This window comes from Acidimicrobiales bacterium, assembly GCA_035512495.1.
In the GTDB taxonomy this organism is placed as follows: Bacteria; Actinomycetota; Acidimicrobiia; order Acidimicrobiales; family CADCSY01; genus DATKDW01.
In genome coordinates, this window is sequence record DATKDW010000062.1 from 69,204 (window position 1) to 90,193 (window position 20,990).

General features: G+C 72.6%; 20 protein-coding genes. 5 read left to right on the forward strand and 15 right to left on the reverse strand.

Features of this window, described 5'->3' with window-relative positions:
• The first annotated feature begins 14 nt into the window (after positions 1-14).
• Positions 15-1,145: an AMP-binding protein gene (locus tag VMN58_09040; GenBank protein HUF33335.1), complete on the forward strand. Its 1,131-nt coding sequence runs from the start codon at positions 15-17 to the stop codon at positions 1,143-1,145.
• Here the strand turns inward: VMN58_09040 and VMN58_09045 are convergent.
• From VMN58_09045 to VMN58_09065, 5 genes are all read right to left on the reverse strand, one after another.
• Positions 1,133-1,552, reverse strand: a complete 420-nt coding sequence (locus VMN58_09045) for a hypothetical protein (protein HUF33336.1) — start codon at positions 1,550-1,552, stop codon at positions 1,133-1,135. The genes VMN58_09040 and VMN58_09045 overlap by 13 nt on opposite strands.
• A 91-nt stretch (positions 1,553-1,643) precedes the next feature.
• Positions 1,644-2,396: an SDR family oxidoreductase gene (locus VMN58_09050; GenBank protein ID HUF33337.1), complete on the reverse strand. Its 753-nt coding sequence runs from the start codon at positions 2,394-2,396 to the stop codon at positions 1,644-1,646.
• Between the two features lie 30 nt (positions 2,397-2,426).
• Positions 2,427-2,837, reverse strand: coding sequence for a pyridoxamine 5'-phosphate oxidase family protein (locus VMN58_09055; GenBank protein HUF33338.1), 411 nt, complete (start codon positions 2,835-2,837; stop codon positions 2,427-2,429).
• Positions 2,838-2,955: 118 nt separating this feature from the next.
• Entirely contained in the window at positions 2,956-3,555 is a 600-nt protein-coding gene (locus VMN58_09060; protein ID HUF33339.1) for a nitroreductase family protein, read from the reverse strand.
• Between the two features lie 61 nt (positions 3,556-3,616).
• Positions 3,617-4,291, reverse strand: coding sequence for a hypothetical protein (locus tag VMN58_09065; GenBank protein HUF33340.1), 675 nt, complete (start codon positions 4,289-4,291; stop codon positions 3,617-3,619).
• A gap of 200 nt (positions 4,292-4,491) precedes the next feature.
• Here VMN58_09065 and VMN58_09070 point away from each other — a divergent pair, with 200 nt between their 5' ends.
• Together VMN58_09070 and VMN58_09075 are read left to right on the forward strand one after the other, a co-directional pair.
• Complete coding sequence (locus tag VMN58_09070; GenBank protein ID HUF33341.1) at positions 4,492-6,378, forward strand: ABC transporter ATP-binding protein; 1,887 nt, start codon at positions 4,492-4,494, stop codon at positions 6,376-6,378.
• Positions 6,371-8,182, forward strand: coding sequence for an ABC transporter ATP-binding protein (locus VMN58_09075; protein ID HUF33342.1), 1,812 nt, complete (start codon positions 6,371-6,373; stop codon positions 8,180-8,182). The genes VMN58_09070 and VMN58_09075 overlap by 8 nt, the downstream gene beginning before the upstream one ends.
• Before the next feature lie 16 nt (positions 8,183-8,198).
• On the opposite strand, the gene VMN58_09080 is transcribed toward VMN58_09075, so the two are convergent.
• Both VMN58_09080 and dnaE read right to left on the reverse strand, forming a co-directional pair.
• Entirely contained in the window at positions 8,199-10,796 is a 2,598-nt protein-coding gene (locus VMN58_09080; GenBank protein HUF33343.1) for an alpha/beta hydrolase fold domain-containing protein, read from the reverse strand.
• Positions 10,797-11,071: 275 nt separating this feature from the next.
• Positions 11,072-14,800: a DNA polymerase III subunit alpha gene (dnaE, locus tag VMN58_09085; GenBank protein HUF33344.1), complete on the reverse strand. Its 3,729-nt coding sequence runs from the start codon at positions 14,798-14,800 to the stop codon at positions 11,072-11,074.
• Between the two features lie 161 nt (positions 14,801-14,961).
• Here dnaE and VMN58_09090 point away from each other — a divergent pair, with 161 nt between their 5' ends.
• The gene (locus tag VMN58_09090; GenBank protein ID HUF33345.1) at positions 14,962-15,177 is read left to right on the forward strand and encodes a dodecin; all 216 of its coding nucleotides are present in this window, start codon (positions 14,962-14,964) and stop codon (positions 15,175-15,177) included.
• An 18-nt stretch (positions 15,178-15,195) separates the two neighbouring features.
• Here the strand turns inward: VMN58_09090 and VMN58_09095 are convergent, their stop codons facing one another.
• The 4 genes from VMN58_09095 to VMN58_09110 form a co-directional block, all read right to left on the reverse strand.
• Positions 15,196-15,870, reverse strand: a complete 675-nt coding sequence (locus VMN58_09095; GenBank protein HUF33346.1) for a maleylpyruvate isomerase family mycothiol-dependent enzyme — start codon at positions 15,868-15,870, stop codon at positions 15,196-15,198.
• Between the two features lie 16 nt (positions 15,871-15,886).
• Complete coding sequence (locus VMN58_09100; GenBank protein HUF33347.1) at positions 15,887-16,126, reverse strand: hypothetical protein; 240 nt, start codon at positions 16,124-16,126, stop codon at positions 15,887-15,889.
• Positions 16,127-16,137: 11 nt separating this feature from the next.
• Positions 16,138-16,641: a bacterial proteasome activator family protein gene (locus VMN58_09105; GenBank protein HUF33348.1), complete on the reverse strand. Its 504-nt coding sequence runs from the start codon at positions 16,639-16,641 to the stop codon at positions 16,138-16,140.
• Between the two features lie 63 nt (positions 16,642-16,704).
• The gene (locus VMN58_09110) at positions 16,705-17,808 is read right to left on the reverse strand and encodes an alkaline phosphatase family protein (protein HUF33349.1); all 1,104 of its coding nucleotides are present in this window, start codon (positions 17,806-17,808) and stop codon (positions 16,705-16,707) included.
• A gap of 119 nt (positions 17,809-17,927) precedes the next feature.
• Here VMN58_09110 and VMN58_09115 point away from each other — a divergent pair, with 119 nt between their 5' ends.
• On the forward strand, positions 17,928-18,380 hold the full coding sequence (locus tag VMN58_09115) for an Rrf2 family transcriptional regulator (protein ID HUF33350.1): 453 nt from the start codon (positions 17,928-17,930) through the stop codon (positions 18,378-18,380).
• On the opposite strand, the gene VMN58_09120 is transcribed toward VMN58_09115, so the two are convergent.
• The 4 genes from VMN58_09120 to VMN58_09135 all read right to left on the reverse strand — a co-directional run bounded on the left by VMN58_09120 (position 18,370) and on the right by VMN58_09135 (position 20,986).
• Positions 18,370-19,287: an RluA family pseudouridine synthase gene (locus VMN58_09120; GenBank protein ID HUF33351.1), complete on the reverse strand. Its 918-nt coding sequence runs from the start codon at positions 19,285-19,287 to the stop codon at positions 18,370-18,372. The two genes, VMN58_09115 and VMN58_09120, sit on opposite strands and share 11 nt — an antisense overlap.
• Entirely contained in the window at positions 19,284-19,862 is a 579-nt protein-coding gene (lspA, locus tag VMN58_09125) for a signal peptidase II (GenBank protein HUF33352.1), read from the reverse strand. The genes VMN58_09120 and lspA overlap by 4 nt, the downstream gene beginning before the upstream one ends.
• Positions 19,823-20,548, reverse strand: coding sequence for a TraR/DksA C4-type zinc finger protein (locus VMN58_09130; GenBank protein ID HUF33353.1), 726 nt, complete (start codon positions 20,546-20,548; stop codon positions 19,823-19,825). The genes lspA and VMN58_09130 overlap by 40 nt, the downstream gene beginning before the upstream one ends.
• 81 nt (positions 20,549-20,629) lie before the next feature.
• Complete coding sequence (locus VMN58_09135) at positions 20,630-20,986, reverse strand: DUF167 domain-containing protein (protein HUF33354.1); 357 nt, start codon at positions 20,984-20,986, stop codon at positions 20,630-20,632.
• Positions 20,987-20,990 lie beyond the last annotated feature (4 nt).

Sequence of the window (20,990 nt, forward strand, 5' to 3'; positions counted from 1 at the left end):
CGTACCATCGGGGCGTGGGCCGTCTCGTCGCCGTCGTCGCCGAGGGCACGCCGTCCTTCGTCGAGCGGCTGCGACGGGTCTGGGACGCCGGGGACGCCGTCCTGCCGCTCGACCCCCGCCTGCCTCCGCCGGCAGCCGAGATCATGCTGCGTGCCATGCGACCGGCGGCGGTCATCGGGCCCGACGGTGACGAGGTGCGCCTCGACGGCGCCGAAGCGGTGGCCGACGGTGACGCCCTCGTGGTAGCCACCAGCGGCACCACGGGCGCCCCTCGGGGCGCGGTCCTGACCCACGACGCCGTGGTCACGTCGGCGGTCGCCACCAGCGCCCGCCTCGGCGTCGATCCCGACCGGGACCGTTGGCTGGCCTGCCTGCCCCTCGCCCACGTCGGGGGGCTGTCGGTGGTGACCCGCGCCCTGGTGACCGGTACCCCGCTCGAGGTGGCGCCGAGACCCGACCCGGTGGTGCTGGCCGGGGCCGCGGCGCGTGGCGCCACCCTCGTCTCCCTCGTCGCCACCGCGCTGGCGAGGGTCGACACGAGCGCCTACCGCGCCGTGCTCCTCGGCGGTGGCGCCCCACCCGCCGCAACGACGTCCAACGTGGTCACCACCTACGGCATGACCGAGACCGGCAGCGGCGTGGTCTACGACGGCGTACCCCTCGACGGCGTCGAGGTGCGGGTGGTCGGGGGCGAGGTGCACGTTCGGGGACCCATGCTCCTGCGCGCCTACCGCGACGGCACCGACCCGAGGGACGCCGACGGCTGGCTGGCCACCGGCGACAGCGGCGCGCTCGGATCCGACGGCCGGCTTCACGTGGACGGCCGCCTCGGCGACGTGATCGTGACCGGTGGCGAGAAGGTGTGGCCCGACCCGGTCGAGGCCGTGCTCCGCGCCCACCGCGGGGTGGCCGACGTGGCCGTGGTGGGCCGGGATGACCCCGAGTGGGGCCAGCGGGTGGTCGCCCACGTCGTCCCCACCGATCCGGCCGACCCTCCGACCCTCGATGCCCTCCGCCAGGCCGTCAAGGCGCGACTGCCGGCCTGGTCGGCGCCCCGCGAGCTCGTCCTCGAGGCCGACCTCCCCCGGACCGCCCTCGGCAAGGTCCGCCGCCGCCAGGTCGGCGGCCGGGCTCAACCGGCCTGAGGGGTCCGCGCCAATCGCCGCATCCGGTCGGCCGTGGCGGTGCTCACCGTCGAGTCAGCACCGGCGACCAGCGACACCAGGTGGAGGGCCACGCCCACGGCGTCGCGCCGCGCCACGCGCCGCAGCACCCCGTACGCGCTGCCGTGGAAGCCGTCGTGGTGGTCGAGAAGCTCGAGGGCCCAGGGCGCAAGCCGTCGGTCGAGGTGAGCGAGGTCGTACTCGACGTCGGCCACCGGCCCCCGGACCCGGGCGGCGACGAAGGGCCGGCCGACGGCGATGGCCCGTCCCCGCCAGGCCTCGATGACCTCCTCGTCGGTCACGTCGACGACGTCGGCATCACCGTCGCCGACGACGACGACGTAGTGCTCAGCCCAGGGCGCGCCGCCGTCCACCTGCTGCTCCGCCACCGGGGTCTGTTACCCAGCAGCGCACCTTTCACACCCCTCGGGCACACCCACACCCTCGGGCGCACCCCCGGCGTCAGGCGCACCCCCGGCGTCAGGCGCCGTCGGCGCGGATGAGCGATCCCCCGTCGACCACCAGCGTCTGGCCCGTCATCCACGACGAGGCGTCGCTGGCGAGGAACATGGCGGCGTTGGCGATGTCCTCCGGCTCACCCAGCCGGCCCAGGGGTGTCCGGGAGGCGATCGCCTCCTCGTGAGGCTCCCACAGGGCCCGGGCCATGTCGGTCTTGACCAGGCCCGGGGCGATGGCGTTGACCCGGGTGCGGGGGGACAGCTCCGACGCCATCTGTCGGGTCAGGTGGATGACCGCGGCCTTGGTGACGCTGTAGTAGGCGATCCCGGGGGTCACGCTCAGCCCGCCGGTGGAGGCGATGTTGATGACCACCCCTCCGTTGTCGGCCAGCCACGCCCGGTGCGCCAGCTGGGTCCAGACCAGGAGCCCGAGCTGGTTGACCTTCACCGTCTTGTCCGCCCTGGCCACGTCGATGCCCATCAGCGGACCCTGGTAGGGGTTGGTGGCGGCGTTGTTGACGAGGATGTCGAGGCCACCCAGTCGCTCGACGCAGGCCGCCACGCAGGCCTCGGCCTGGTCGGGCTCGCCGGCGTTCGCCGCGAAGACCTCGACCTCGCCGTCCATGGCGGCCGCCGCCTCCTCGAGGACCTCTTGCTTGCGCGACGAGATCATCACCCGGGCGCCGGCGGCGGCGTAGGCCGTGGCGATGGCCCTGCCGATCCCCCGCGACCCGCCCGTCACCAACGCAACCTTGCCGTCCAGTCGAAGCTCCATGCCGCCGATCCTGGCAGATCGCGCCGCCGCTCAGAGCCGCCGACCCGTGACCGACTCCGTCACGATGCGGACCCAGTGCGCCTTCGACCCGGCAGACCAGGGACGCACGGGCAGGTCGAGCAGCGCCCGCACCGCCTCGTTCCGGAAGGAGTCGATCTCCTCCGCGCGGCCCGACACGAGGACGCTCCAACCGGTCCGCTCCTCCTCGTTCACCTCGTCGATCTGGAGCGCCACGTTGGCGCGCAGCGCCGCCGTCAGCTTCGTGCCCGGATCGGTCCGGAAGACGATCTCCTCACCGGCCACGACGTAGTTGACGGGGAAGATCAACGGCCGGCGACCGTCAACCACGCCGAGCCTGCCGACCTGGCGAGACGCCAGCAGCCGCAGGCACTCGTCCCGCTCGATGACCTCGAGGCCGGAGTGCGTGTCGCGAAGAGCCATGGGCCCATCCTGGGGTGCGGGGCGACCGGGGCCACAGGGCCGAAGGTCCCCGATGGCGGTGACCGAAGCCCCGCGAGGACCACGCGACCGCCGGACGGGCGGTCCCGCCCGCGCTTGCTCACCAGCCGCCGCGGTGGACCACCTCGTCGAGCGGGCGGCGGGGCCGCCCCGCCGAGCGCCCCACCTCGTCGGGTGCGGGGTGGCCGAGGGCGATGGTCCCGAGGGCGCGACGGTCGTCAGGCACACCGAGCAGGGCACGCACGGCCGGTTCGTGGTCGAACTGGCCGAACAGGCAAGCCCCGAGGCCCTCATCGACGGCGGCGAGGAGCAGCAGCTGCACCGCCATCCCGCCGTCGACCCACCAATAGGGCACGCTCCATGCCGACTCGTGGCCGAGGCCCGAGGGCGCCTTGTCGTCCTCGGCGTAGCGCTCGGCCCACGCCGACGGCCGGACGTACGGGACGACCAGCACGGGCGCGTGCACGAGGCCCTGCCACGTGAACGCCGCCCGCCTGCCGGGATCGGGCATGGTCGTCTCCCAGTAGCGGGCGACCGGCCCGTGACCTTCGAGCACCACCAGGTCGAGCCCCTGGGTGTTTCCCGCCGAGGGTGCGCGGCGGGCAGCAGCGAGCACTCGCTCCAGCGCCGGCGCCGGCACCGGCCGGCCGTCGAACGCACGCACCATCCGGCGTCGCCGGACCACCTCAGCGTGCTCCACTCGTCCCCCCACCAGCCGGCTCCAGGCCGAGCACCGCCGCCAGCGCCGAGCGGCGCTCCACTCAGGCGAGCTTGGCCAGATCCTCGGCCATGGCCCAGCCGAAGGCGATGAGGGCGTCGCCCTGCTCCGGGTCGAGCTCGGAGAAGAGGGCCCGGACCTCGGGGGCGATGGCATCGGAGGTGAGCGACTCGTGGTCGAGCACGCACGGGGGGTTCCCATCGCCCACCGCCACGAAGGCGCGGTCGTCGTAGTCGTTGTCGACGCCGAAGCGCTTGGCCAGGCGACGGCCCCAGGCTCGCTCCTCGCCCGTGGCCTTGTGGCCCGGCCGGGGCACGATGTCCTCGAGCTCGAGGAACGAGGTGAACGCCTCGAACCCGGACGGGTCGACGAACCGGGTGCCGACGAGCACGTCCTCGTCGGGGAAGGCCAGGACGGCCCGACGCAGCTGGTCGGCCATCATCGCCTTGAGCACCTCGGAGCGCTTCTGCGTCCGCTTCACGGTGGCCAGCCCGATCAGGACCGACGGCGTGCCCCCGATTCGTTCGAGGGTGCAGAACGAGAAGCCCTGGAGGGCCGCCTTGTTGTGCGCCTGGGTGACGAGCACCCATTCGTCGCGCTGCTTGGAGAGCAGCCCGATGTCGTACTTGGCGGGCCCGTCGGCGCAGATGTCGCCGAGCTCGCTCAGCTCAGCGTCACTGAGCGCCGTGCAGTCCTTGGTGTCGACGTCGATCGCCATGGGTGTGTCATCGCCCCCGTTTCGAGCCAGGTTCTGCGCACAAGTCCATCGTCTCCGTGCGCCCGGCGCAAGTTCGGTGCCGCTGGTGACAGCGCCGTCAGTGTGGTAAGGGACCCCCGCGACCTCACCGAGCGGACCGAAGGCCGGTGCATGCCGCAAACCCGCCGAAGACGGGCGAAGGCTCCAGGTACCCTCGGGCGATGGCCACCTCCCCGCAGCTGGGCGCGGGCATCGTCACCCTGGCGCGGCTCCTGCCCGCCATCAGCCGGCCGATCACGGCGTCGCTCGTCGTGACCGGCATCGCGTCGGCTGCCCTCGCCGCCCTCGCCACCGTCGTGGGCGGTCAGGTCGTCGGAGCGCTGCCGGCGGCGGTCGAGGGCGGCGCAGCCTCGCCGGCCGGGCGGCACTTCACCATCCTGCTCGGCGCCCTGGGTCTCGTCCTCCTCTTCGCCTACGTCGCCGGCCAGCTGCTGGGCGTGCTCGGTGGCATGGTCGCCCGCCGCGTCGACGGGACCCTCCGGACACGGGTGCTCCGGGCATGCCTCCGCCCGGCCGGCCTCGACCACCTCCACGACACCGAGGTCCAGAGCGCCCTCGCCCTGGCCCGCGATCTCTCCCCCGCGGGCATGTCACCCGGTGCCGCGGCCTCCGGCCTCACCCCGGCAGTGAGCGTCCGGCTCACCTCCCTCCTCGAGGCAGGGGTCCTGGTCGCGCTGGGGCTGTGGTGGGTGGCCCTTCCCTTGGTCGGCGCCCGGCTCGTCCTCGAGGTCGGCCTCATGCGGCTGTTCTTCGAGAACCTGCGCGGGGTGACCACCGCCGGGCTCGACTTCCGCCGCATCACCTGGTTCCGCGACCTCGCCTCCACGGCGCCTGCCGCCAAGGAGGTCCGGGTGTTCGGCTGGGGGCGCTGGATCGCCGACCGCAACCGCCGGGCCTTCGACGCCACCATGGCGCCGACCTGGGCAGCCCGGCGGCGCAACGGGAGCCGGATCCTCGGCGTCTCGGGCACCGTGGGGATCGCACAGCTCGGGGGGCTCACCGCCGTCGCCATCGCCGCCCTCAGCGGTGGCCTCGATCTCGGTGCCTTCGTGGTGGCCGTGGGCGCCGTGCACGGCGTCCTCAGCATCCAGGCCAGCGACGCCGAGATCTCGATCGCCTACGGGGCGGCCGCGGTGCCGGCGGTGCTGCGGCTCGAGCAGGTCACCGCCGAGGAGCGCTTCGCCACACCCGGCACGGCGCCGGCCGACGGGATGCCGGCGAGCGAGATCCGCTTCGAAGGCGTCCGCTTCGCCTACCCCGGCGGCGAGGCGGTCCTCGACGGTCTCGACCTCACCATCCCCGCCGGCCAGCGCCTGGCCGTTGTCGGGCTCAACGGCGCCGGCAAGACGACCCTGATCAAGCTGCTGTGCCGGCTGCACGAGCCCGACGAAGGTCGCATCACGGTCGACGGGGTCGACCTCGCCGAGCTCGACCCTGGGGCCTGGCGCGCCCAGGTGGGCGTGCTCTTCCAGGACTTCCTCCGCTACCAGCTGCCGGCGCGCGACAACGTCGCGTTCGGCGCGGTCGACCTCCGGGTGGGCGAGGCCGAGCTCGACGCCCTCGCCGCCCGGGTGGGGGCCACCGAGGTCCTGGCCCGCCTCGACGACGGGTGGGACACACCGCTGTCGAGCACCCTCACCGGCGGCACCGACCTCTCCGGTGGGCAATGGCAGCGCATCGCCCTTGCCCGGGCCATGCTGGCCGTCGACGCCGGCGCGCGGGTCCTGGTGCTCGACGAGCCGACCGCCAACCTCGACGTACGGGCCGAAGCCGACCTGTACGAGCGCTTCCTGGAGCTCACGGCCCAGGGTCGCGACGGCGCACCGCTGACGTCGGTGGTGATCTCGCACCGCTTCTCGACCGTGCGGCGGGCCGACCGCATCGTCGTGCTCGACGGCGGTCGGGTCGTCGAGGACGGGCCCCACGACGAGCTCGTCGCCCTCGGCGGCCGGTACGCCCAGCTCTTCGCCCTCCAGGCCGCCCGCTTCGCCGACGAGGACGCTCCGGACGTTTCGGACGACGAGCTGCCGGAGCCCGCCGGTGCCTGACACCGCCACCGCCGACCAGCGTGGCGGCGCCCGAACGGCCGCACGGAGCATGTGGCTGCTCGCCAGCATGGCGTTCCGCGCCGACCCGCTGCGCGCCGCTCTCGTCATCGTCCCGGTGTCCGCAGCCACCACGGGGATCTCCGCTGTCGTCGGCCGGGCGCTCGTCGACGCCGTCACCGCCGCCGACCGCACCAGCGCCCTCACCTGGATCGCGGCCGGAGCCCTCGCCGCCTTCGTCCACATCAGCCTGCTCCTGGGCCGCTTCGCCCTCGACATGCGGCTGCGGGAGCGCCTCTCGCTCGAGGTCGACCAGCGCATCATCGACGCCTGCGCCCGCATCCCGACCATCGACCACTTCGAGCGGCCCGACCACGCCGATCGCATCGAGCTGCTCCGCACCGAGCGACAGGGACTCATGAACGGGGTGCCCGCCCTCGCCTACGCGATCACCGCCGTCGCCGAGCTGGCGATCACCGTCGGCCTCCTCATGTGGGTCCACCCGGGCACCGTGGCGGCGGTGGCCCTCGGGGTGCCGGCGGTGTGGCTCGCCGCTCGGAGCCAGCACGCGGTCGAGGCGGTCCACGAGGCCACCGCCGAGGACGAACGGCGCGCCCTGCACCTCTACGACCTCGCCACCGGCGACGCCGGGGCCAAGGAGCTGCGCGTCTTCGGCCTCGCCGGCGAGCTCGAGCAGCGGTACCGCCACCTCTGGCGGTCGGTCGAGCGACGCCGGACGCGGGCCGCCGCGATCGCCGCCGTCCAGCGGGCCGGCGGCTTCGCCCTCTTCATCGTCGGCTTCCTCGTGGCTGTCGGGCTCGTCGCACGCAACGCGGTCGCCGGCGAGGCCACCCCTGGCGACCTCTACCTGGCGATCCTCCTCACCACCCGCCTGACCGGCCAGCTGCAACAGGCGGCGGGGATGGCGATCTGGCTCGCCAGCGTGCTCCGGGGCGCCGGGCGCCTCCTCTGGCTGGTCGACCTCGCCGACGCCGCGGAGGCCGCGGCACCCGGTGACCGCCCGGTGCCCGACCAGCTGTCCGACGGGATACGCCTCGATGGGATCTCCTTCGCCTACGGCGACGACGCGCCGGCACTCGACGGGGTCGACCTCCACCTCCCCGCCGGCGCGGTCGTCGCCGTCGTGGGCGACAACGGCGCCGGGAAGACGACGCTCGTGAAGCTCCTGTGCGGGCTGTACCGGCCCACCGGGGGGCGGATCCTCGTCGACGGCGCCGACCTGGCCCGGGTGCCCCCCCAGCAGTGGCTCGAGCGGGTCTCCGCCGGCTTCCAGGACCACGCCCGCCTCGAGCTCGTCGCCCACGAGGTGGTCGGCGTCGGCGACCTCGACCGGCTCGGCGACCTCGAGGCCGCCGGGGCGGCCCTCGACCGCGCCGCCGGCAGCGACGTGCTCCAGTCGCTCGCCGACGGCTTCGAGACACCGCTGGGCGCCACGCTCGACGGCACCGACCTCTCCGGGGGCCAGTGGCAGAAGCTCGCCCTCGGTCGGGCCATGATGCGCCAGCGGCCGCTCCTGCTGGTGCTCGACGAACCGACGAGCGCCCTCGACGCCGAGACCGAGCACATGCTCTTCGAGCGCTACGCCGAGGCCGCCTCGGGGGCTGCCCGCAACACGGGGGCCATCACCGTGCTGATCTCGCACCGATTCTCGACCGTGCGCATGGCCGACCTCATCGTGGTGCTGGGGTCGGGACGGGTGCAGGAGGTCGGCCGCCACGCCGACCTGCTCGCCGCCGGCGGCACCTACGCCGAGCTGTACGAGCTCCAGGCCGCGGCCTACCGCTGAGGCCGCGGTCGGAGCCTCAGGCGGGGGCGGCCACCTTGAAGCACTCGCGAAGGGCCCCGGCAGCTCTTGCCCGGAGCGACGCTCCGGAGAGGACGACGTCGACCATGGTGTGCGAGGTGTGGGTGTGCCCGCGCCCGGAGATGTGGCGGGTCTGGACTCCCGCGGCCTCGAGTGCATCCGCGTACGCACGCCCCTCGTCACGAAGGGGGTCGAACTCGCACGTCACGATCACCGCCGGAGGGAGGCCGCTGAGATCGCCCGCGCGCAGCGGTGCCACCCGGGGGTCTTGGCGGTCGCCGTCGCCCACGTAGTGGTCCCAGAACCACTCCATGATGGCCGTGGTGAGCACGTAGCCCTCGGCGTTCTCCTCGTAGGAAGGGCGCGTCAGGTCGCCGTCGGTGACCGGGTTGAGGAGGAGCTGGGCGACGATGTCGGGGCCGTCCTCGTCACGCGCCATCCGGCACGCCACGGCGGCCAGGTTGCCCCCGGCGCTCCAGCCGGCGACCGCCAGCTGGCCAGGGATGCCCCCCAGCTCGATGGCGTTGGCGGCGATCCACCGGACTGCGGCAAAGGCGTCCTCGGCCGCGGCCGGGAAAGGGTGCTCGGGGGCGTGGCGGTAGTCCACCGAGACGATCACCGCCCCTGTTCGCACGCACAGGTCGCGGCACAGGGGGTCGTCGGACTCGTGGCTGCCGAGGACCCAGCCGCCCCCGTGGAAGTAGGCGATGAGCGGGTGGGGCCCGTCGCCCTCGGGCCGGTACAGCCGGTACCGGAGGTCGCCGGCGGGGCCGGGCAGCACGCCGTCGACGATCTCGGCGACGTCCGGGCCGGGTGGCCGGGCGGCCGAGACGACCTCCATGAACGCCCGGGCGTCCGGGGGCGACATCGACTCGATCGGCGGCAGCTCGAGGCTCGCCATCAGGTCGAGAACCATGGCGACGTCGGGTTGCAGGCGGCGGACCACGCCGTCGTTGCAGTGGGTGCCCTCCGGCCCCTCGAGCCGAAGCCCGAGGTGGTCCTGCTCGAGGACCTGCTCACAGGTGGCCCGGTAGACGTCGACGCCACCGATGTAGGGAAGGAACACCCGAGGCTTGCCCGGCACGTTGGCGCCCATGTACCACGAGTTGGCCGTGGGGTAGAGCGTGATGTCGGCGCAGTCGTTGACGTGGCGGACCCAGCCCGCCTCCGCCGTGGGGGTGGGCTCGATGGTCTCGAAGCCCCGCTCGCGCAGGTCGACGAGGCACTCGGCGACCCAGTCGACGTGCTGCTCGATGGACACCGCCATGTTCGACAGCACCGAGGGGCTGCCCGGCCCGGTGATGGTGAACAGGTTCGGGAACCCCACCGTCATCAGCCCCAGGTAGGTGGTGGGACCGTGAGCCCACTTCTCCTTCAGCGTGAGTCCGTCACGACCGGTGATGTCGACGGCCACGACCGCGCCGGTCATGGCGTCGAAGCCGGTGGCGAAGACGATCGTGTCGAGCTCGACGGTGCCCTCGACCGTCTCGATGCCGGTCTCGGTGATGGTGGTGATGGGCTGGCGGCGCAGGTCGACCAACCGGACGTGCGGGAGGTTGTAGGTCTCGAAGTAGCCGGTGTCGAGGCAGGGCCGCTTGGTGCCGAAGGGGTGGTCGGTGGGGCAGAGCGCCTCGGCGGTGGCAGGCTCGCGCACCACGGAGCGGATCTTCTCCCGGATCATCTCGGCCACGACCTCGTTGGCCTCCGGGTTGACCATCTGGTCGGCGAAGACGCTCAGGATCTCGAACAGCTCCCCGGCGCTCCACGCCGCCTCGAACCGGGCGCGCTGCTCCTCCTCGGAGCACATCGCCGCGGTGACCTGCGGCGGCTCGATGGGCACGCCGCCCCGCGACCGCTTCGCCGCCTCGCGGTACGCCTCCCGGTCGACCTCGAGGGCGGCGACAGCCTCGGCAGGCGGTGGCCCGTTGTGGGCGGGGATGGAGAAGTTGGGGGTGCGCTGGAACACGGTGAGCTGCGCCGCCTGTTCGGCGATGAGCGGGATGGACTGGATGCCCGACGAGCCGGTGCCGATCACCGCCACCCGCTTCCCGGTGAGGTCGATGCCCTCGTGGGGCCAGCGGCTTGTGTGGAGGACCTCGCCGCGGAAGCGGTCGACACCCTCGATGTCGATGGTCTTGGGCATCGAGAGGCAGCCGGTGGCCATCACGTAAAAGCGGCAGGTCACCTCGGTGCCGCGGTCGGTCCGCAGACACCACACGGAGGACGACTCGTCCCACGCCGCGGACTCGACGCGCGTGCCGAGCTCGATGTCGCGGCGGAGGTCGTACCGGTCGGCGACGTGCTGCAGGTAGCGGAGGATCTCAGGTTGGGTGGCGTACTTCTCGGACCAGGTCCAGTCGTCCTCGAGCTCCGGGTCGAAGCTGTAGGTGTAGTCGGTGGTGGGGATGTCGCACCGGGCGCCCGGGTAGCGGTTCCAGTACCAGGTCCCGCCGACGTCGTCGGCGGCCTCGAGCACCCGCGCCGAGAACCCCAGGGCCCGCAGGCGGTGGAGCAGGTAGAGACCGGAGAACCCGGCGCCCACCACCACCACGTCGACGTCGGGACCGTTGCCCGCTGCACCCGTGCCTGCCGCCATCTCAAGTCCCTCACGTCCGCGCAGAGCTCCCTGTCGGCTCCGCTGCCCGGCCATCGTGGCACCTTTCTGACGCGGGCGTCATCCACGCCCAGGTTCAGCGCGGTGACGGGGCGTCGGCCCACCCTGAGCCTGGGTTGTGTGCGCTCGGCGTCCGCTCCCGACCGGCAGCGCACACAACTCGGCCATCCTGGTGGACGGAACCCCGGGTTGTGTGCGCTCGGCGTCAGATCCCGACCGGTAACGCACACAGCTCGGGTCGGCGGCGGCTCCGGCGGTCAGAGCAGGGCGTCGGCGCCGAGGAGGACCCGGAGCTCGCCGGCCAGGCCGTTGCCGGTGTCGACGTTGAACGCGGGCGGGAGGCGCAGGACCTTGGTGCCCACGTGGAGGAACACCGGGGAGTCGCCCGGGTGCTCGACGAGGAGGCGCTTGAGGTCGTCGACCTTGCGCTCGTCGAGGGCGGCCGGCGGGACCGAGAGTCGCAGCGGCGTGCCCCCGTCGTGGATCAGCTCGACGGGGGAGATCTCGTGGGCGATGAGCTTGGCCACGTCGTCGCGGGTGTCGAGGCGGCCCTTGACGCAGACCACGGCGTCTTCGGTGAGGGCGTGGCCGCTCGTGGTCATGGTCTTCGGGAAGACCATGACCTCGATGGCGGCCTGGAGGTCTTCGAGCACGAAGATGGCCATGAGGTCGCCCTTCTTCGTGTACTTGCGCTGGAGGTTGGTCACGACCCCGCCCACGGTCCGGAACGCCCCGCCGCGGCCTCGGTCCTCTCCCTGCGGGACCTGCACCGGACCCGTCCCGCCCTCTCGGAGCTCGGTGATCGAGCAGTCGGCGCGCCGGGCGAGGAGGTGCTCGGCGCCCATGAGCGGGTGGTCGCTGACGTAGAGGCCCAGCATCTCCTTCTCGAAGGCCAGGCGCTCCATCTTCTCGAACTCGTCGTCGGGGATCGCCACCCGCTCGTCGAACGAGGAAGACGACTCGTCAGCACCGACGTCGCCGAAGAGGCTCATCACCCCCTGGTCGCGCTCGCGGCGGCGAGCGAGGGTGCGCTCGACGATCTGGTCGAACACCAGGAGGAGGCCCTTGCGGGGGTGTCCGAGGGCGTCGAAGGCGCCGGCCTTGATCAGCGACTCGATGGCGCGCTTGTTCAGCACCGCCGGGTCGACCCGCTCGCAGAAGTCGTAGAAGTCGATGAAGGAGCCGTTGGTGTCGCGCTCGGTGACGACGAGCTCGACGAGGCCCACACCCACGTTGCGCACCGCCGACAGCCCGAAGGGGATGACGCCGATCCCGTCGTCGCCGTAGCGGGCGGTGAAGTCCGACACCGACAGGTTGACGTCGGGCACCAGCACGGCGATGCCCATCTGGCGGCACTCGTTGAGGTACACCGCCGACTTGTCCTGGTCGGCCTTGACAGAGGTGAGCAGGGCGGCGAGGAACTCGACCGGGTGGTGGGCCTTGAGGTACGCGGTCTGGTAGGCGACGAGCCCGTAGCCGTAGGCGTGCGCCTTGGGGAAGGCGTAGTCGGCGAACGGCTCGATGATGTCGAACCAGGCGGTGCCGATCTCGCGGCCGTAGCCGGTGGCCTCGCAGCCGGCGACGAACGTCTCCCGCTCCTTCACGATGAGCTCTCGGATCTTCTTCCCGCAGGCCTTCCGGAGGTTGTCGGCCTCGGCGAGGGTGTAGCCGGCGAACTTCTGGGCCACCCGCATCACGGATTCCTGGAAGATCATCAAGCCCTGGGTGTCGGCGAGGATCTCCTCGGCATCGGGGTGGAGGTACTCGATGGGCTTGCGGCCGTTCTTCCGGTCGGCGTAGTCGTTGTGCATGTTGGCGGCCATGGGCCCCGGCCGATACAGGGCCACGAGGGCCGCCACGTCGTCGAAGCTGGTAGGCGCCAGGCTGCGCATGAGGGCGCGCATCGGCCCGCCCTCGAGCTGGAAGACGCCGATCGAGCGGCCCTCCCGCAGCATGGCCAGCGTCTTGTCGTCGTCGAGGGGGACGTCGTCGATGTCGAGCTCGACCCCGGTGACGTCGCGCACCAGCTCGACGGTGTCGGAGATCACGTCGAGGTTGCGCAGGCCGAGGAAGTCCATCTTCAGCAGCCCGAGGTCCTCGACCCCGTGCATCTCGTACTGGGTGACCACCGGTGCGTCCTCGGGGTCCTTGCCGGCCTCGGGCTTGCGCTGGATCGGGAGGTAGGTGGTGAGGGTCTCGTCGGTGATCACCACGGCGGCCGCGTGGATGCCGTCCTGGCGGCGCAGGCCCTCGAGGCCCTTGGCCACGTCGATCACCTTGCGGGCGTCGGGGTCGACCTCGTACATCTCGCGCAGCTCGCGGGCGGCCTTGAACCCGTCGGCGTACTTGGGGTGCTCCTCGAGGCAGGCGTGCAGCGGCGTGTCGCGCCCCATCACCAGCGGGGGCATGGCCTTGGCCACCTTGTCGCCCACGACGTAGGGGTAACCGAGCACCCGGGCGGCGTCGCGCACCGCGGCACGGGCCTTGATGGTGGAGAAGGTGACGATCTGGGCCACGTGGTCGCGGCCGTAGCGCTCGGCCGCGTAGCGGATCATCTCGTCCCGGTACCGGGAGTCGAAGTCCATGTCGATGTCGGGCATCGAGACGCGCGACGGGTTGAGGAAGCGCTCGAAGAGCAGGTCGTACCGGATCGGGTCGAGGTCGGTGATCCAGAGGCAGTACGCCACCGCGCAACCCGCAGCGCTCCCCCGGCCCGGCCCCACCCGGATGCCGTTCTCGCGAGCGTGCTTGATCAGGTCCCAGGTGATGATGAAGTACGAGCTGAACCCCATCTGGGCGATGACACCGAGCTCGTAGTCGAGCCGCTCGGTGACCGTGGCGGGCAGGTCCCTCCCCCAGCGCTCGCGCGCCCCCTCGTAGGTGAGGTGGCGGAGGTAGGCGGTGTCGGGCTCCTCGCGGGCCTCTGGGTGGTCATCGGGCCCCTCCACCACGAGCAGGCCGTTGCAGTCGTGGGTGAGCGCTCCGGTCGCCGCGGTCGGCCCGGCCGGCAGGGTGGCGAGGAACTCGGGCGGGATCGGGAACTGGGGCAGCTTGGGCTTGCCGAACTCGATGGTCACGTCGGCCCGCTCGGCCACCCAGAGGGTGTTGTCGCACGCCTCGGGGACCTCGCGGAACAACCGTCGCATCTCCTCGGCGGTCTTGAGGTAGTGCTGGTCGCCGTGGAACTTCAACCGGTTGGGGTCGTCGATGGTGCTGCCGGTCTGGACGCACAGCAGGGCGTCGTGGGCGACCGAGTCCTGCTGGTGGGTGTAGTGGCTGTCGTTGGTGGCCAGCAGCGGCGCCCCGATGCGCCGGGCGATCTCGATCAGCTGCGGGTTGGTGCGCTGCTGGTCGGGCAGGCCGTGGTCCTGGAGCTCCACGAACAGCGAGTCGCGCCCGAAGATGTCCTGCAGGCGGGCCGCCCGCTCGGTCGCCGCCTTGGTGTCGCCCTGGAGCAGCGCCTGGAGGACGACGCCGCCGAGGCACCCGGTGGTGGCGATGATCCCGTCGTGGTGCTCCTCGAGGAGCTCCCAGTCGACTCGGGGCTTGTAGAAGTACCCCTCCAGGTAGGCGCGCGAGGAGAGCTTGATGAGGTTGCGGTAGCCGATGTCGTTCTCGGCCAGCGCGATGAGGTGGTAGTAGAGCTTCTGACCGCCGTCGGCGTCGCCGCCGGTGTCGTCGATCCGGCCCCGGCGCCGGGGGCGCTCGTGGCGGCTCTCACCCGCCATGTAGAGCTCGGAGCCGACCACGGGCGTGATCCCCTGCCGGCGAGACTCGGCGTAGAAGTCGAGGACCCCGTACATGTTGCCGTGGTCGGTGATCCCGATCGCCGGCTGGCCGTCGGCCACCGCCTTGGCGATGACCTCGCCCACCCGCGCTGCCCCGTCGAGCATCGAGAACTCGGTGTGGGTGTGCAGGTGGGTGAAGCTGCTGCCCACGATGCTGGCCTCCGCTGGCGCGCCGACGTCGTCCCCAACCTCATCCACAGGCGCTGTGGATGAGGGTTACACGGCTGTGATTCACACCGTAGCGCGCCCGCCGCCGCCGCGGCCGCCGGCCGGGGTGTCGCGCCCCCCACCGGGTCGGGTAGGAGGATGGTGACCGCCGGCCGAGGCCATCCGCCCCGGCCCCGACCGAGAGGCCCCGCATGGCAGACAACACCTATCGCAAGACCGAGATCGTCGGCACCTCCACCGAGGGCGTCGACGCCGCCATCCGCAACGGCATCGTCCGCGCCAACAAGACGCTGCGCAACCTCGACTGGTTCGAGGTCGGTGAGATCCGAGGGCATCTCGAGGGCGGCCAGATCGCCCACGTGCAAGTCACGATGAAGGTGGGGTTCCGCCTCGAGGACGAGGACTGACCGGATCGGCCTGGTGGGCTACTCCACCACCGGGTCGTGGCAGGGCCGGAAGGGGCCGTAGGTGAAGGCGGGCAGGGCCGACTCGACATCGCCCTGCCAGTCCATGGCCCGGACCTGCTCGGCGCTGCGGCGCCCGGTGGTGGCCCGCAGGACCTCGAAGGGCGCCCCCCGCAACACGGCGTCGGCCTCCTCTGCTCCCCAGGCCCCGGCGCCATCGGCCTCCACCCGGAGGTCTATGCCCTGGGCCTTCGCCGCCCCGGTGATGGCCGGCCCCGCAAAGGTGAGGCCGATCGCCACCGCGTCGCTGTCGCGCCCGCCGGGCCGCCCGAGGGCGCCTCGCAGGTCGTGCTCATGGAGAACGCAGTCGAACACCGCCTGGCGACCGCTCATGCCGAGATCGTCGAGCACGGCCTCGAATGCCGGCGCCGCCGCCGCCCACTCGGCGACCACCTCGGCGAGGGGCCGGCCCCGGCGCGCCTCCACCTGGACCGCGGTCCACTTGTCCGAGCCGGCGCCCTCGAGCCGTCCGGCCAGGGCGTCGTCGACGACCCCGGTCACGTGCGCCAGGAGGTCGTGGACGGTCCAGTCCGGACAGGCGGGCACGCGCTGCGCCGCCCCGTCGTCATCGAGCCCCTCGACCAGCTCGGTCATCCGCCGACGGCACCCCTCGTACGCCGCTCCGATCTCACCCATGGACGGAGCGTACGCTTCAGGACGAGCGGTCGGGTGGCCGTCGCCGGTCGTCGTCGTGGGCGAGGTCGGCCAGCACCAGCCACCACGAGGCCAGGCCGTGCTCGCACCACCCCTCCGGCGCCACCAGGCACTCATCGGGGCAGCGGCACATGCCGTCGGCCACCCACTCCGCCAGGGTCTCCTCGTCGGGCGGGGCCCATCCGCTGTGGTGCTCGAACCACTCGTGGGCGTTGCGAACCGCGGCGGCGGCGTCCACGCGCCTTGGGCCTAGAGGTACGTGCCGGGCCGCTCGCGGGCCTCGGCGACGCCGTCGGGACTCTGCCCGGCGGGAAGGCCCCGCTGCATGTTCTCGAGCTGCTGGCGGGCAGCCATCTGTTGAGCGAACAGGGTCGCCTGGATCCCGTGGAAGAGGCCCTCGAGCCACCCGACCAGCTGCGCCTGGGCGATCCGCAGCTCGGCATCGCTGGGCGCGGCCTGGTCGAACGGCATGGTCATGCGCTCGAGCTCGCCCCGGAGGTCCGGTGAAAGGCCCTCGGCAAGCTCGCGCACCGAGGTCTCGTAGATCTCCTTGAGCCTGGTCCGGCTGGCGTCGTCGAGCGGGGCATGGCGAACCTCGTCGAGCAGCTGCTTGATCATCGAGCCGATCCGCATCACCTTGGCCGGCTGCTCCACCGACTCGCTGCGCTCGCCCTCGGGGGCGTCGTCCTCGCCGCCCGGCGGGAGCACCTCGATCTGCTCAGGGGCATCCTCGGTCTGGTCCTCGGGGTCCATGCCCCGCATCCTGCCCCAAACCGGTCGCCGTTCCACACCCTGGCGCCCGCGGAGGGCTGTCGGCTACGAACCGAGGTTGGCGGCGGCGAGGAGGGGGACGCGCATCTCGGCGGGGGTGAGCGACCCGTGACGGGACTCGAGCCGGTAGGGGCCGGTGTCGGCGGGATCCTCGAACGCCACGGGGTCGATGGCGGCCATGACGACATCGCCGAAGCGGTTGGCTGCCGCCTCGCTCACCTTGGGGCCGAACCACCCGTCGGCGATCACCTCGTCGACCGAGCGCACCCACGCCCGGTCACCGTGTTGCGCCACGGTGGCGGCCAGCAGGTCGCCGGCGCGACCCGGCTTGGCGTGCAGCCAGCGGAAGCGCCCCTCGCCGGAGAGCAGCTCCACGTGATCCATCACGTCCTCGTGGATGGCGACGATGGCCTCCCCCACCTGGACCTGGCCGTGGTCGGAGGTCACCACCAGGGCAGCTCCCCTGGGCAGCACCGAGACCAGGTCGGCCACCAGCCGGTCGGCGCTGGCGAGCTCGGCGGCGTAGTGCTCGTCGAGGCCGTACTCGTGGGCGACCTTGTCGACCCCGTCGTAGTACGCGTAGGCGAAGGGCTCACCGGCGGCGAGGAGATGCCGGACCTCCGTGACGAGGGTCGAGGTGGTGCGCCACCCGTGGAAGCGGACGTCGGCCAGGTGGGCGGCGGTGAAGCCGGTGCCGGCGAACTCGGCGCGGGTCACGACCGGGGGCCGGGTACCGCAGAAGGCGGTGCGAGCCTGGAACACGTCGGGCGGGATCACCGTGCGGGCGTCACCGGCCGGGGTCTGCCAGCGAAGCACGTTGAGCACGTCGCCCCGGACGTTGATCCGGTAGCCGACCACGCCGTGCACGCCGGGAGGCGAGCCGAGGGCGAGCGAGCTCAGCGCCGTGGCGGTGGTCGAGGGCGCGACGGTGACGATCGCACCACCGTCCATGGCCGCCAGCGTGGGCGCCAGCGGCAGTCGCTCCTGGAGCTGGTCGTAGCCGAGGCCGTCGATGGCCAGCAGGACCACCTGGTCGGCCTCGGCAACCACGGCGGGGAGCCACGAGGGCCTGGTCTCCCCGGGCTCGAGGATGGCGGGGACCACGTTGCTCAGGCAGGCGCCCTCGTAGTCGGGGATCAGCGGGTCCATCGTCCTCCGCTCCATCGCTTCGGAGCGACCGCGAGTCCATCACGCCGACGCACGGTCCGCACATCGGGAACCCACCCCTGGTCCCCACCCCAGCGGACCGCCCCCGTACCATGGGCCCGGTGAAGGTCTCGACACGGGGTGACTACGCCAGCCGGGCACTCCTGTCGCTTGCCCTGCACGCCGACCACGAGGGTCCCACGTCGGTGCGCGACATCGCCGAGCGGACCGGGCTCCCCCAGCCCTACCTCGAGCAGATCCTCCTGGCCCTCAAGGGCGCCGGGCTCGTCCGGTCGAAGCGGGGCGTGGGCGGCGGCTACACCCTGGCGCGGTCCCCCAACGACATCACCCTCGGAGAGGTCGTCAGCGCGGTCGACGGGCCCATCACCCTCGGTGACTTCGGCCGGCCGCACGAGGACGGCGCCTGCGACCACGAGGGCCAGTGCGTGCTGCTTGCGGTGTGGGACGTCGTCGGCGGCCACATGCGCCGCCACCTCGACTCCTACACCCTCGCCGACTGCGTGGCGCGCGCCCGGGGCGAGGTCCCCTGGGACGGGGCGACGGTCAAGGACTGAGCCCGTCGAGCACACCGACGAGGTCGTCCGGCAGCGGCGACTCGAAGCGCGCGCGCTCGCCGGTACCGGGATGGTCGAAGGCCAGCTCGGTCGCGTGCAGGAACGGGCGAGGGCACGGCAGCGCCACTCGCTTGCCGCGGTAGCGCGGGTCGCCCACCACCGGATGGCCGATGGCGGCGAGGTGGACGCGGATCTGGTGCGTCCGGCCCGTCTCGAGCCGGCAGGAGGTCAGGGCGGAGAGCACCGGCTCCGTGTAGGTGGTCACGACCTCGTAGCTGGTGCGCGCCTCCCGGCCCGCCGCCGACACCGCCATGCGAGTGGGGTCGCGCTGCGAGCGCCCGATGGGCGCGTCGATCATCCCCCGGGGTGGCTCCGGGTGACCCCAGACCAGGGCGAGGTAGCGCCGCTCGACGGTGCGCGTCGAGAGCTGGTCCACCAGCGAGGCGTAGGCCTCGGGGGTGCGCGCCACGACCAGGAGGCCCGAGGTCCCCTTGTCGAGGCGGTGCACGATGCCGGGCCGCTCCGGCTCGCCCACCCCGGCCAGCTCGGGGAACCGGGCCAGCAGGCCCTGGGCCATGGTGCCCTGGCGGTTCCCGGCACCCGGGTGCACGACCATGTCCGGGGGCTTGTCGACGACGATGACCTGGTCGTCGGCATGCACCACCGGCACGGCGACCCCCGGCTCCGGCTGGGCGACGTGGCGGTCGAGGTCCGGCGGCGGCACCTCGACCTCGAGCTCCTCGCCCTCGTGCACCCGGACCGAGCGCGAGGTCACGGTCCGCCCTCCCAGGCGCACGGCCCCGGCCGCCACGAGGTCGGCGACCTCGGCCCGCGTGAGGCCGGTCAACATGGCGACCACCCGGTCGACTCGCTCACCCTCGAGCGCCGGCGGCAGCACCTCCCTCACGACCCGCTCCGGCCGGGAGCGTCCTCGACAGGGTCCTGCCCCGCCCCCGCTCCTGGCCCGTCGCCGAAGGCGGGCTCGCGCATCGACGCCACGATGATCACCACGGCACCCAGGTTGATGGCGATGTCGGCGACGTTGAACACCGGCCACCACTGGAGGTCGATGAAGTCGACCACCGCGCCACCGAGGATGCCGTCGGCCTCGCGGAGCAGCCGGTCGGCGAGGTTGCCCAGCGCCCCGCCGAGGACCAGGCCGACCCCCACGACGCTCGGCCACGTGCTGAGCAGCCGGGCGGTGCGCACGAGCACGAGGACCACGACGAGGGCCGCCAGGGCGATGACGGGGGCATAGCGGGAGCCCAAGCCGAACGCCGCGCCGGTGTTGAAGACCAGGCGGAGCCGCAGGGTCCAGAGGAGATCGATCGGGTTGCCGGGCAGCTCCTGGAGCGCCCACCACTTGGTGGCGTGGTCGACGGCGATGACCACGGCCGCCAGCGCCACCACCAGCCCCCAGCGCCGGGCGGCGGCCGACGCCTTCAGCGCCTGCTCAGGCCCCCGCTCTTGCACTTGACGCACAGAGCGGCGAAGGGGAGCGCGCGCAGGCGCTCCTTGGGGATGGGCCCGCGGCACTTCTCGCAGGTCCCGTAGGTGCCGGCGTCGATCTTGACGAGGGCGTCGTCGATGTCCTGCACTGCCGCCAGGGCCTGGGCAGACAGGGCGAGCTCGCGCTCGCGCTCGACGGCCATGGAGTCACCCTCGCCGCCCTCCTCGTCGAAGTTGGAGTCCCCCGGGTCGCGGTCCTGGGCCAGCGCCTCGGCCTCGGCGCGCAGGTGGGCAGCCGAACGGGCGTAGTCCTCGCGCTCCTTGAGGAGCTCCTTGCGCTGGGCCTCGAGGAACTTGTCGGCCTGAGCGGTGGAGGCCTTGGGGGCCGCCTTCTTGCCCGCAGTCCGCTTGGCCACCTTGGGGGCGGCCGCCTTGGAGGCCGCGGCCTTCTTGGCGCCGACAGCCTTCTTGGCGCCGACAGCCTTCTTGGCGCCGACAGCCTTCTTAGCGCCGACAGCCTTCTTAGCGCCGACAGCCTTCTTGGCGCCGACAGCCTTCTTAGCGCCGACAGCCTTCTTGGCGCCGACAGCCTTCTTGGCGCCGACAGCCTTCTTGGCGCCGGTGGCCTTGGCAGCCGCTGACTTGGTCGCCTTGGTCGCCTTGGCGGTCGCCGCCTTCTTCGCCGTGGCCTTGCCGGTGGTCTTCGTGGCTCTGGGCATCGCCGGATCGGTCTCCGCGTCGGTGAAAAGGGTTCCGGAAGGTAGCACCGCAGGACGGGCCCGACAACGCGGGCCGCCCGGTCAGGACCGCCGAGGTGCCCGTGGGTTGGCGGTCGCCGCCTTGCCCCCACCCGGACCGAGGATGCGCTCGAGGGCCCGCCGAACGTCGTCGGGGTCGGCGCCGTCCACCGCGAAGCGCTTCTGCCTGCTCGACTCGCCGGCCACCAGCGAGATGGCGGAGCCCGGAACGCCGAGCACCTCGGCGAGGAGGCTGGCACAGGCCTCGTTTGCCCGCCCTCCCTCCGGGGGCGCCGCCACCTTGACCTTGAGGGCGTCCCCGTGGCGGCTCAGGATGGCGGAGCGGCCGGCCGCGGGCTGCACCGAGAGCCGGACGACCACGCTGCCGTCAGCTCGGACGTCGAACACCTCATCGCTCACCGCC